Annotated in this window: 8 protein-coding genes; 4 read left to right on the top strand and 4 right to left on the bottom strand. The window is 66.4% G+C overall.

Features of this window, described 5'->3' with window-relative positions:
• Positions 1–40 precede the first annotated feature (40 nt).
• Positions 41–742 (bottom strand): response regulator transcription factor, encoded by a 702-nt coding sequence (locus tag HNS03_RS00860; RefSeq protein ID WP_367192374.1) that lies wholly within the window; start codon positions 740–742, stop codon positions 41–43.
• A gap of 273 nt (positions 743–1,015) precedes the next feature.
• Between HNS03_RS00860 and HNS03_RS00855 the strand changes: the two genes are divergently transcribed.
• Complete coding sequence (locus HNS03_RS00855) at positions 1,016–1,738, top strand: HugZ family protein (protein WP_367192373.1); 723 nt, start codon at positions 1,016–1,018, stop codon at positions 1,736–1,738.
• A gap of 231 nt (positions 1,739–1,969) precedes the next feature.
• Positions 1,970–3,583: a phosphoenolpyruvate carboxykinase gene (locus HNS03_RS00850; protein WP_367192372.1), complete on the top strand. Its 1,614-nt coding sequence runs from the start codon at positions 1,970–1,972 to the stop codon at positions 3,581–3,583.
• 80 nt (positions 3,584–3,663) lie between these two features.
• On the opposite strand, the gene rsmD is transcribed toward HNS03_RS00850, so the two are convergent.
• Positions 3,664–4,221: a 16S rRNA (guanine(966)-N(2))-methyltransferase RsmD gene (gene rsmD / locus HNS03_RS00845; protein ID WP_367192370.1), complete on the bottom strand. Its 558-nt coding sequence runs from the start codon at positions 4,219–4,221 to the stop codon at positions 3,664–3,666.
• Complete coding sequence (locus tag HNS03_RS00840) at positions 4,218–5,681, bottom strand: pseudouridine synthase (protein WP_367192368.1); 1,464 nt, start codon at positions 5,679–5,681, stop codon at positions 4,218–4,220. The genes rsmD and HNS03_RS00840 overlap by 4 nt, the downstream gene beginning before the upstream one ends.
• Before the next feature lie 43 nt (positions 5,682–5,724).
• On the opposite strand from HNS03_RS00840, the gene HNS03_RS00835 reads away from it, so the two are divergent.
• Positions 5,725–6,153, top strand: coding sequence for a nucleoside deaminase (locus HNS03_RS00835; RefSeq protein ID WP_367192799.1), 429 nt, complete (start codon positions 5,725–5,727; stop codon positions 6,151–6,153).
• Positions 6,154–6,175: 22 nt separating this feature from the next.
• Here the strand turns inward: HNS03_RS00835 and HNS03_RS00830 are convergent, their stop codons facing one another.
• A complete protein-coding gene (locus HNS03_RS00830) occupies positions 6,176–11,008 on the bottom strand; it encodes an NAD-glutamate dehydrogenase (protein WP_367192367.1) in 4,833 nt (1,610 codons plus the stop codon).
• Between the two features lie 235 nt (positions 11,009–11,243).
• On the opposite strand from HNS03_RS00830, the gene HNS03_RS00825 reads away from it, so the two are divergent.
• Positions 11,244–11,840 (top strand): peroxidase-related enzyme, encoded by a 597-nt coding sequence (locus HNS03_RS00825; RefSeq protein WP_367192365.1) that lies wholly within the window; start codon positions 11,244–11,246, stop codon positions 11,838–11,840.
• The last annotated feature ends 322 nt before the right edge of the window (positions 11,841–12,162 follow it).

The raw sequence follows: 12,162 nt of genomic DNA, 5'->3' as shown, positions 1-12,162 counted from the left end.
TTCGGCCCGCCGAAATCAGACGCGCGACCGCGGCAAATCTCTAAATTTCTTTGAACCGGTAGCCGACGCCATAAAGCGTCTCGATCATGTCGAAGTCGTTGTCCACCGATTTGAACTTCTTGCGCAGCCGCTTGATATGGCTGTCGATGGTGCGGTCGTCGACATAGACCTGATCGTCGTAGGCGGCGTCCATCAATGCGTTGCGGCTTTTCACCACGCCCGGGCGCTGGGCGAGCGCGAACAGAATCAGAAATTCCGTCACCGTCAGCGTGACCGGCTCGCCCTGCCAGGTACAGGTGTGGCGCTCCTGGTCCATCTTGAGCTGGCCGCGCTCCAGGATCTTGCTGGCATCAGTCGCCTTCGGCGCCGAGCCGTCGCGCGGCTGGGCTCGGCGCATCACCGCTTTCACACGCTCCACCAGCAGGCGCTGGGAAAACGGCTTCCGGATGAAATCGTCGGCGCCCATCTTGAGGCCGAACAGCTCGTCGATCTCCTCGTCCTTGGAGGTGAGGAAGATCACCGGCATGTCGGTCTGCTGGCGCACGCGGCGCAGAAGCTCCATGCCGTCCATGCGCGGCATCTTGATATCGAAGATCGCGAGGTCGGGCGGATCCTGGGACAGACCCTGCAGGGCCGAAGCCCCGTCGGTGTAGGTCTGCACCCGATAGCCTTCCGATTCGAGCGCGATCGAGACGGAGGCCAGAATGTTCCGATCGTCGTCGACGAGGGCAACCGTCGCCATGAAGCGTCCTTTCGTCGCGGAGCTGTGCGCATAAGGTCCAGGCGCATCTCCTGCGCATTTGCCTGGAATCGTGCCTGTTGGTGTCGTAAGAGGCAGCAATTACGAGGAAAATATGGCCTTCGGGCCAGCATATAGAAGCCCCGATAGGGTTGCAGCGGTTGCGGTGGGTCGCAATTCGGGCCCTAAAGGGGGCCTTCCCTTCCTTCAGATCGCTTTCCGGCGCCAGGTCGATACCGCGCCTTTGCGATCTCTTCACTCAGAGACGGGTGGCCGATGTCGAGCGAATTCGATGCGATTGCGACGACCAAGGATCTCATTCGCCGGGCGTTTCATGGCGCGCTCGGAACCCTCGAGCCCGAAGGAGGGGCGCCGCACGTCTCGCTGGTGACGGTTGCGACCATGCCCGACGGCGCGCCGATCCTGCTTCTGTCGGATCTGGCGGTGCACACCCGCAATCTGCGCGCCGATCCGCGGGTGTCGCTGATGGTGAGCCAGCCGATGCTGCCGGGCGATCCGCTCGCGTTGGCCCGCGTGTCGGTCGCAGGCCGTCTGACGCGCTTGGAAGACCCGAGCGAGGCGCGCCGGCGTTTTCTCGCGCGCCAACCCGAGGCAGCGGAATATGCCGACTTTCCCGATTTCGGCTTCTATCGGCTGGAGCCGGACGAGGCGCGCCTGGTTGCGGGCTTCGGCCGCATCGTGACGCTTTCTGCCGCCGACTTCATGACTGATGTGAGCGATTGCGCCGATCTGCTCGCCTCCGAAGAAGGTGCGGTGCAGCATATGAACGATGATCATGCTGACGCCGTTACCCTCTACGCCACCCGCCTGGATGGCCAGCGGGAGGGGCACTGGCGGGTGAGCGGTCTCGATCCGGACGGGGTCGATCTGGTTGCCGGCCATCGCGCGGCACGGGTCGGTTTTCCGGATCGGGTGACCTCGCCGGGCGCGCTGCGGAGCGCGCTCAAACAGCTCGCGGAGCGGGCGCGAACAATTTGAGCACGCCGCCTAAGCGTGCAAGTCGCGACGAATTGGCGCGTATGCCCCCCGAGTCGCACTTGTTTCGCTTGTCACCATCATGGCGGTTTACTAGGGTCTCGCGAGTTTTCGCGCGGGGGGTGCGAGTGGAGCGACAGTCGCTGGCGACTGAGAATCCGTCTTATGCTGCAATGCAAAATAAAACACGGATCGATCCTCCGACGCGCCGGCTGATCAACGAGAGGTAAAACTGTGAAAGAAATCGGCTTGCGAAATCCTGTCGCTGGGGTCGAGACGATCGGGCTGGCCGGTCTCGCGTCGATCCGGTGGAACCTTACCGCTCCGAACCTCTATGAGGAGGCCCTCCGTCGCGAGGAAGGTGTTCTGACCGCAGCGGGGACGCTCGCGGCCGATACCGGCGTGCACACGGGCCGCTCGCCCAAGGACAAATATGTTGTCCGCAACGCCGACACCGCGGATCAGGTCTGGTGGGACAACAACGCCGCCATGGAGCCGGCGTCGTTCGACGTCCTGATGCAGGACATGCTGGACCATGCCAAGGGCATGCACCTGTTCGCCCAGGATCTCTATGGCGGCGCCGATCCGGAGCACCGCATCAGCGTGCGCGTCTACACCGAGTATGCTTGGCACTCGCTGTTCATCCGCAATTTGTTGATCCGGCCGGACCACGACGCGATTGCCAGCTTCGAGCCCGAGCTTACGATCATCGACCTGCCGAGCTTCTCAGCCGATCCCGCGCGCCATGGCTGCCGCTCCGAGACGGTCATCGCCTGCGACTTCACCCGCAAGATCATTCTTATCGGCGGTACGTCCTATGCCGGCGAGATGAAAAAGTCGGTGTTCACGCTGCTGAACTACCTGTTGCCGCCGAAAAAGGTGATGCCGATGCATTGCTCGGCGAACCTGGGATCGGGCAACGACACGGCGATTTTCTTCGGCCTGTCCGGCACCGGCAAGACGACGCTGTCGGCCGATCCGAAGCGCAAACTCATCGGCGACGACGAGCACGGCTGGAGCGAGAACGGCGTCTTCAACTTCGAAGGCGGCTCCTACGCCAAGATGATCAAACTCTCCGCCGAGGCGGAGCCGCAGATCTGGGCGGCGACCCATCGCTTCGGCGTGATCTACGAGAACGTTACCCTGGATCCGGAAACCCGCGAGCCCGACTTCGACGACGATTCGAAGACGGAAAACACCCGCGGCGCCTATCCGATCGAGTTCATGCCGAACATCGCGCCCGGCTCGGTCGGTCCGCATCCCAAGAACATCATCATGCTGACGGCGGATGCCTTCGGTGTGATGCCGCCGATCGCCAAGCTGACCCCGGCCCAGGCGATGTACCACTTCCTCTCCGGTTACACCGCCAAGATCGCCGGTACGGAGAAGGGCGTGACGGAGCCGCAGGCGACGTTCTCCACCTGCTTCGGTGCGCCGTTTCTGCCGCGCCACCCGGTCGAATACGGCAACCTCCTGCGCGCGCTGATCGCCGAGCACGAGGTCGATTGCTGGCTGCTCAACACCGGCTGGACCGGCGGCGCCCACGGCGTTGGCCACCGCATGCCAATCGCGGCAACCCGCACGCTGCTCGACGCCGCGCTCGATGGCTCGCTGCATGAGGCGACCTTCCGCACCGACGCGAACTTCGGCTTCGCGGTGCCGGTGGCGGTTCCGGGCGTCGATGCCACGATCCTCGATCCGCGCGCGACCTGGTCCGACAAGGCCGGTTACGACCGCCAGGCCGCCAAGCTGGTCTCCATGTTCGTCGATAATTTCGGCCGCTTTGCCGACCACGTCGACGCGAGCGTGCTGAAGGCCGCACCGGAGCTGAAGACCGCCGCGGAATAACGTTCGCCTCGATCCCGAGGATCGAGCGATCGGTTCAGGAGAGAGGTCCGCGTCGTGGTGACGCGGGCCTCTTTCTCTGTCTACGAAGCCACTTCCAGGATCGTCACGGCGGTGTCGCCATAGTCCCGGCGTTCCAGCACGGTGAAGCCGTCGAGCGCGTCGATCTCCTCGCGGGCGGTTTCCTCCAGAAGACACAGCGCGCCGGGCTTCAGCCACCCGCCGGCACGCGCCGAGGCAAGGGCCGCCGTGCCGAGGTCTTGGCCATAGGGCGGGTCGGCGAAGCAAAGATCGAACGGGGCGAGCGTGCCGACCGGCCCGAGCTTGGTCGCGTCGCGCCGCCAGATCCGGACCAGGCCGGTCAGCCCCAGCCCGTCGGCATTTTCCCGGATGACGGCGCGGGCGCCGGCCGCTTGCTCCACGAACAGGCAGAAGGCAGCGCCGCGCGACAGAGCCTCGAACCCGAGCGCGCCGGTGCCGGAGAAGAGGTCGAGCACTCGGGCACCTTCCACCGGGTCGTCGTAGCCGTGCTGCAGCACGTTGAAGAGCGCCTCGCGCAGCCGGTCGGTGGTGGGACGCGTGGCCTGGCCCGAAGGAGCGGTAAGGGGACGCCCTCGGAACCGGCCGCCGACGATCCTCAAGAGCGCGGTCCCTTGCTCGGTCCCTTACCGGGGCCGCTGCGCGGGCCGGAGCCGGGTCCCGGCCGACGTGGCTTGCCGCTGGGCGTACGAGGCCCCTGACCGGGCTTGGCCGGACGCCCGCCGGGCTTGGCCGGACCGGAGCGGCGCTCACCCTGGGGCCGGTCGCTGCGAGGCCTTGTGTCGCGCGGACTGTCCTGCGCGGGCCGCTCGTTGCGCGAGCGGTTCGTGCCGCCGCGCTCGTCGCGATCGCGGGGAGGCCGCGAGGGGCCACCCCGGTCCGGACGATCTCCGCGCTTGCCCCAAGGGGCCTCGCCCGAGCGGTCCGGTCCGAAATTCTCGCGCGGTTTGCTGCGCTCGCCACGGCCTCCGCCGGGCCGGTCCTGCCTCGGCCGTTCGCCGGATGCTGCCCGGGCCGGCCGATCGCCGCGCGGCGCGCGATCGGGACGCTCGCCCTGCGGACGATCGCGGTTGCCGTCGCGGGAATAGGGGCGCGGCCTCTGCTCTGTGTCATCGCGGCGCGGGCGCGGACCCGGCGGGCCGGAGCGGCGGGCATCGCTCTGGTCCGTGCGCTCCTCGAACCGGCGTCCGCCGCCACCTGGGCGATAGCCGCCGGGACGAGGCGCGCTGCTGCGCGCGCCCGGTCGCCGGGCGGGGCCGCCGGTCTCGTCATGTCGGGGCCGCTGCACCAGCGGGGCGTCGAAATCGGCGCCGGCCTCGGTCGCGAGCTTCTGGCCGAGCTGGTCGCGCAACGTCCGCCCGGCCACCTCCACGGCCTCGCCGACCGGGATCTCGCCGAGCTGGAACGGACCGAACGAGATCCGGATCAGGCGCGAGACCTGCAGCCCGAGCGCGCCGAGCACATTCTTGATCTCGCGATTCTTGCCTTCGCGCAGGCCCATGGTGATCCAGGCATTGGTGCCCTGAACCTGGTCCAGCGTGGCGGTGATGGACCCGTAGAGCACGCCGTCGACGGCGATGCCGTCCTTCAGCTTGTCGAGATCGGCCTGGGTGACGTGGCCATGGGCGCGCACCCGGTATTTGCGCAGCCAGCCGGTGGCCGGCAGTTCCAGAACGCGTGACAGGCCGCCGTCATTGGTCAGAAGCAGGAGGCCTTCGGTGTTGATGTCCAGCCGGCCGACGGTGACGACGCGCGGCAGGCCGTCCGGCAGCCGGTCGAATACGGTCGGGCGGCCCTCCGGATCGCGAGCGGTGGTCACCAAGCCGCGCGGCTTGTGGTAGAGCCACAGCCGGGTGCGCTCCTTGACCGGCAGCGCGCGGCCGTCGACGGTGATTTCGTCGTCCGGGCCGACGGTGACGGCGGGCGTGGTGAGCGTTTGGCCGTTGACGGTTACGCGGCCGTCGGCGATCCAGGCTTCCGCTTCGCGGCGCGAGCACAGCCCGGCGCGGGCGATCACCTTGGCGATCCGGTCTTGGGACGAGGGGGCGGATGGTTCGGTCATGACGGAATGTCTAAGTAGCGGGCGGCCGGCGGCCTCGTCCTTCATGGCCGAGGCGCTAGTGGCGGCACGGGACGCCGCAGGTCGGGGAGAGGTGCCCGTCGGCGCGGCAATCGTCAAGGACGGAAACGTGATGGCGGTCGCGGGAAACCGCACGCGCGAGCTTTTGGACCCCACCGCGCATGCCGAAATCCTGGCAATTCGGGCCGCCTGCCAGGCGCTGAACGACGAGCGGCTGAGCGGTTGCGATCTCTATGTCACGCTGGAGCCGTGCCCGATGTGCGCCGCGGCGATCTCGTTTGCCCGCATCCGCCGGCTTTATTTCGGCGCGGCCGACCCCAAAGGCGGCGGGGTGGAGCACGGTCCGCGCATCTTTGCCCAACCCACCTGTCACCATGCTCCCGAGGTCTATGGCGGCATCGCCGAAACGGACGCCGCCGACCTGCTCAAGACCTTCTTCCGAGACCGACGCTGACGGCGGGTCCCGCCCCGGCACGTCAGCCGTTCGCCACATCCGAGAGCAGACTTGCCGCCACCGCCAGCCGGGAGACGGTGATGGTTTCGGTTTCGCCGAGCTGGGTGACGGTTTTGAGCGTGCGTTCTACCTCGTGGGCGCGCTCCGCGATCCAGTTCTCCACCGCCAGCGACGCCTCGCTCGTGCCGGCGTCGGCGACCACCTTGCGGGCGATGACCCGGTGGGCCTCCGCGAGCGTGCGCCGCGCCCGATCCAGCGCGAGGCCGTCGAAATAATCCTCCACGACCATGGCCCGGGCGAGTTCCTCGATCCGGCCGATGCGGAAGCGGCCGTCGATGGCGAAATAGATTTCGGCCGCCCGCTCCAGCGAGGCGCCGGTGGCCTCGGAAACCAGCACGATGTCGGGAACGGTGGTGGTGGTCGCAAGCCGGGCCACGCGCTGGGCGAATGCGGCCGGAACGCCGGCTTCCGCCCAGATGCGGGCGGTTTCGTCGGTCGCCTCCTTGACGTGCGCCGGCATCACCCGGTCCAGGTTCGGCTCCAGCGTCTCGATGCCGGAGCGGAAGCGCGCGACTTCGGCCTCGATGCCGTTCTCGTAGCGCACATTGCGGATGAACCAGACGGTTGCATCGATCACCAGATCCTGGACGGCGCGATAAAGCTCGATCTGAACGCCGCCGGGAACCTTGGTGTCGAGGGCGTCGATTTCGCCGTTGAGGGCGGTGAGCTGGAACGCATCGCGGCAGGTGGCGAACGCCTGGGCGATCCGCTCGACTTCCGCCCCGGTTTGGTCGCTCATGCGAACGACGAAGGTCGGCCCGCCGCGGTTGATCATCGAATTGGCAAGCATGGTCGCGATGATTTCCCGGCGAAGCTGATGGGCTTCGATCTGGCCCAGGAAGTCGGCCTGCATGCGTTGGGGGAAGTAGCGCCGCAACTCCCGGCCGAGATAGGGGTCGTCCGGCACAGAACTTCCCAGGATCTGGTCGTAAAGCGTGATCTTGGCATAGGCCAGAAGCACCCCCACCTCCGGCCGCGACAGCCCTTCGCCACGGGCGGCACGGGCGGAAAGTTCGGCATCGGTGGGCAGCGTCTCCAGCTCGCGGTCGAGGATGCCGCGTTCGCCGAGAAGCTGCATCATCCGCATCTGGAAGCCGACATCCTCCACGCCGAGAGCCCGGCTGAGCGAGATCGCCAGCGTCTGCAGATAGTTGTTGCGCAGCACGATGGTGCCGACCTCGTCGGTCATCGCGGCCAGGATCTCGTTGCGCTGTTCCCGGTCGATCACGCCTTGGGTCTCGGCGGCGCCGAGCGCGATCTTGATGTTGACCTCCACGTCGGAGGTGTTCACGCCGGCGGAGTTGTCGATGGCGTCGGAATTGCAGCGCCCGCCGGCGCGGGCAAAGGCGACACGGGCCTTCTGGGTGACGCCGAGATTGGCGCCTTCGCCGATTACCTTGACCCGCAGTTCCTCGGCGGTGACGCGGATGGAATCGTTGGCGCGGTCTCCGACGTCCAGGTTGGTCTCGCCGGCGGCGCGAACATAGGTCCCGATGCCGCCGAACCAGAGCAGGTCGGCGTTGGCCCTCAAAATCGCGCGCATCACCTCGAACGGCGTGGCATGTGCCTTGTTGAGGCCAAGCAGCGCCTGGATCTCCGGCGACAGCGGGATCGACTTCGCCGCACGCGAGAACACGCCGCCGCCCTTGGAAATCAGCTCGGTGTTGTAGTCCTGCCAGCTCGTGCGCGGCGCATCGAACAGGCGCTTGCGCTCCTCCCAGGAGGTCGCCGGATCCGGATCGGGATCGATGAAGATGTCGCGATGGTCGAAGGCGGCGACCAGCCGGATCGCCTTCGACAACAGCATGCCGTTGCCGAACACGTCGCCGGACATGTCGCCGACGCCGACGACGGTGAAGGGTGTCGACTGGATGTCTACGTCCATTTCGCGGAAATGGCGTTTCACGGCCTCCCAGGCGCCCCGGGCGGTGATGCCCATGGCCTTGTGGTCGTAGCCCTGGGAGCCGCCGGACGCGAACGCGTCGCCGAGCCAGAAGCCGCGGCGCTCCGCAATCGCGTTGGCGGTGTCGGAGAAGGTCGCCGTGCCCTTGTCGGCCGCCACCACGAGATAGGGGTCGGCGTCGTCGTGGCGCACCACGCCCTGAGGCGGCACCACCCGGCCTTCCACCAGATTGTCGGTCACGCCCAGAAGCGCGTTGATGAAGATCTTATAGGATTCGGTGCCTTCGGCGAACACCGCCTCGCGGCCGCCCGCCGTCGGCAGCTTCTTCGGCACGAAGCCGCCTTTCGCGCCGACCGGAACGATGACGGCGTTCTTTACCTGCTGTGCCTTGACGAGGCCCAGGATCTCGGTGCGGAAGTCTTGGGCGCGGTCGGACCAGCGCAACCCGCCGCGGGCGACCTCTCCGAAGCGCAAGTGCACGCCTTCCACGCGCGGGCTGTAGACCCAGATCTCCCGGAACGGGCGAGGGGCCGGCAGAATGTCGATCGCGCCCGGATAGAGCTTGAAGGCGAAGGTGTCCGGCGCATTGCCGCTCTCGTCGACCAGGAAGAAGTTGGTCCGGAGCATGGCGTAGAGCAGGTTCGTGAACCGGCGAATGATGGTGTCGTCGTCGAGGTTGGAGACGGTCTCCAGCTCGGCATCGATCTGCTGCTGCAGGCGAGCGGCGGCGAGCGAGCGGTCGGTCGAAGCCTCGCGCGGGTCGAAGCGGATATAGAACAGGTCGACCAGAAGCTTGGCGACCACCGGATAGCGGATCAGCGCCCCCCAGATATAGTCCTGGGAGTAGGGCACGCTCGCCTGGCGAAGATAGCGCGCCAGCGCCCGCAGCATGGCCACGTCGCGCCAGCCGATCCCGGCCGCCACCAGCAGCGCGTTGAAGCCGTCGCTTTCCGCCCGCCCGGTCCACACCGCCATGAACATGGCTTCCAGCGGCGTCGCCAGAGCGTCCAGATCGATGGAGCCTGTCCCGGTGCGCGCCAGCGTCATGTCGTGGACGTAGATGCCGTGGTCGGCCTCGATTTCGATGCGGAAGGTGCGCTCGTTGATGACCCGGAACCCCATCGCTTCGATGATGGGGACGCGGTCGGAAAGCGGAATCGGCTTCAAGTGGGAAAACAGCTTCAGCGAGGCCCGGCTTTCCGCATCGCCGGCGCGGCGGAAAAAGGAGATCGCGGTTGGCCGTTCCTGGGAAACCCGCTCGATGATGGCGATATCGCCGACGGCGATGTCGGCGCCATAGGTGGCGCGATAACTGCCGCCGAAAGCCTGGGCGTAGCGGTCGAACAGCCGCGCGGCGGTGTCGTGGTCGTGATAGCCGGCGAGCGCCTCTTCCAGGTCGTCCGCCCAGGTCCGCACAATCCGGGCGACGCCGGCCTCCAACGTTTCGCGGCTGGGATGGGGCGTTTCCCCCTCGTAGCGGCCGATGATGTAGTGGATGCGGGCGAGCGGGCCTTCCGGCAGCGCGAAATAGGTCGCCGAGACCCGGCCGGCGTAGAGCTGCGCCAGATAGGCGCCGATCTCATCCGATTGTTCGGTGGTGTAGCGTTCGTTGGGTACGAACACGAGCACGGAGACGAAGCGTTCATAGGCGTCGGTGCGCGGAAGCACCCGGATGCGGGGGCGCTCGCCGAGCTCCAGGATCGCGATCGCGAATTGGTAGAGCAGTTCGACATCGACCTGGAACAGGTCGTCGCGCGGATAGGATTCCAGCACGTTCAGCAGCGCCTTGCCGGAATGGCTTTCCGTGTCGTAGCCGGCACGGTCCAGCACGGCCTGAACCTTTTCGCGGATATAGGGGATCTGGCGCACCGAGCCGGTATAGGCGCGCGAGGAGAACAGGCCGACCAGCCGGACTTCGCCCACCAGGCGTCCGTCCGGCCCGTAATTCTTGATGCCGACGAAGTCGAGATGAACGTGGCGGTGCACCCGCGAGCGGGCGTTCGCCTTGGTGATGATCAGCGGTAGGTCGGAACGCAGGAACTCTCGGATCTCCGGGGTCATCACCACGAACTCGCTGCCGCGTCGCAAAACCCGCACCGACGGGTCGCGCAGAAGGCCGAGACCCGATTCCAGAAGGGGCGTGAGCTCTCCGACCTCCACGTCGCCGTCGAGCCGATATTCGCGCAGACCGAGGAAAATGAAGTCGTCCGCGGCCAGCCACTCCAGGAAAGAAACCGCCTTGGCGAGTTCGGACGGCTCGATCGGCAGCCCGCCCTCCTTGTAGCGGCCGATCACCTCCTGCACGCGGGCGCGCATCGGCTTCCAGTCGTCGACGGCGACCCGCACGTCGTCGAGGGTTTGGCCGAGGCGTTCAGCAAGCGCGCTGCGGCGTTCGGGGCTTTCGATGCGGCCGATGTGGATGTGGATCAAGCTGTCGCGCTCGGCACCTTCGGCGCTCGAGGCATCGCCGCCGAACGCGATCAGATGGCCTTCCGGATCGCGGCGGCAATCGAGGATCGGGTGCAGCACCAGTCGGACATCGGCGCTGAATTCGATCAGCTCGTTCATCACCGAATCGAACAGGAACGGCATGTTGTCGTTCACGATGTTGATGACGGTGACGCCACGATGGGCGCGGTCGGCGGTGGCGAATTCCGGGTTGGTAACGGTTATCAGCGCTTCGCGCGGCGGGCGCTCCTGAAACAGGGTCCAGGCGGCATCGGCAAGGGCGACAAGTTCGTCTGCGCCGTACTGGATGACGTCTTCCGCCGAGCCTCTGGCGTAGAAGGCTTCCGTGAAGCGTCGGCGGTCCGCGCCGTCTCCATCGGCTGGAATGGTTTCGACGGCGGCGGCGATCTTTTCGGTCTTTTCCGCGTCGTAGCGATCGAGCATTGCGCCCTCCGAACGGTTCCTCACCAGAAAGTCGTACCCGGCTCGTCGGCCCTGCGGCAACAGCGCGCAGTTCATCGGTTGGCGATGCCGGCTGAATGGGCTCCTATCGCACGCGGATTTCGTTCTTTTCATGAAGCTTTTGGGGGGAGGGCCGTTGATCCCAACCTGCGGTCGCGGGAAGCTCGTTCGACAAAATCGCGAAACCGCCGGCTGCCGGCGGAAAGGGAGGACGACCATGAGCGATCAACAGCCCGCAAGCCCCGACTTCGACGATCCGGTGACCGCGCTTGATGTCTCGCGCGGCGAACCGTTGAGCGCGGCGACCGAGGCTTATTTCGCCAAGTGCGAGGAAAAGCTCGGCCTGGTGCCGAACGTGCTCAAGGCCTACGCCTTCGACGAGACGAAGCTGCGCGCGTTCACGGACATGTACAACGATCTCATGCTGGGCGAGTCCGGGCTGTCGAAGCTGGAACGCGAGATGATCGCCGTTGTCGTGTCCAGCGCGAACCGCTGCTACTACTGCCAGGTCGCGCACGGGTCGGCGGTCCGCGAGCTCTCCGGCGATCCGGCGCTTGGCGAGCTGATGGTGATGAACTACCGCGCCGCCCGGCTGAGCGAGCGCCAGCGCGCCATGCTCGACTTCGCCTGGAAGCTGACGGAAACCCCGTTCGATGTTGGCGAGGGCGATCGCGAGGTGCTCAGGGCCGCCGGCTTCACCGAGCGGGAGATCTGGGACATCGCCTCGGTGATCGGATTCTTCAACATGTCGAATCGGGTCGCGACCGCGACCGACATGCGCCCCAACGCCGACTACCACGCACGCGGACGGTGAGCGCGATTCGCGTGAACTCGGCTTGGAGCGGGATGAGGAAAAGTGGGGACCGGTTTTCCGCCCGCATCCCGCTCCATGAATGAAGAGCGATCAACTCGTCCCATCGGACGGTGTCCGAAGGGGTTGATCTTGAGCGGGATGAGGAAAAGTGGGGGACCGGTTTTCCGCCCGCATCCCGCTCCATGAATGAAGAGCGATCAACTCGTCCCATCGGACAAGAGCCCGAAGGGGTTGATCTTGAGCGGGATGAGGAAAAGGGGGCACTGTTTTCCGCCGGCATCCCGCTCCATTAGCAGGGTCGATCAGCTTGTCTCTTCAGACA

It is taken from the genome of Amorphus sp. 3PC139-8 (genome assembly GCF_040750475.1).
Lineage (GTDB): Bacteria > Pseudomonadota > Alphaproteobacteria > Rhizobiales > Amorphaceae > Amorphus.
Note: the sequence above shows the minus strand (reverse complement) of the source record. Positions and strands in the feature narration are given on the sequence as shown.

Excerpts from the sequence above, each read along its gene's own strand:
- HNS03_RS00860 (WP_367192374.1), bottom strand. The coding sequence starts at position 742 with ATGGCGACGGTTGCCCTCGTCGACGACGATCGGAACATTCTGGCCTCC.
- HNS03_RS00855 (WP_367192373.1), top strand. The coding sequence starts at position 1,016 with ATGTCGAGCGAATTCGATGCGATTGCGACGACCAAGGATCTCATTCGC.
- HNS03_RS00840 (WP_367192368.1), bottom strand. The coding sequence starts at position 5,681 with ATGACCGAACCATCCGCCCCCTCGTCCCAAGACCGGATCGCCAAGGTG.
- HNS03_RS00835 (WP_367192799.1), top strand. The coding sequence starts at position 5,725 with ATGGCCGAGGCGCTAGTGGCGGCACGGGACGCCGCAGGTCGGGGAGAG.
- HNS03_RS00830 (WP_367192367.1), bottom strand. The coding sequence starts at position 11,008 with ATGCTCGATCGCTACGACGCGGAAAAGACCGAAAAGATCGCCGCCGCC.
- HNS03_RS00825 (WP_367192365.1), top strand. The coding sequence starts at position 11,244 with ATGAGCGATCAACAGCCCGCAAGCCCCGACTTCGACGATCCGGTGACC.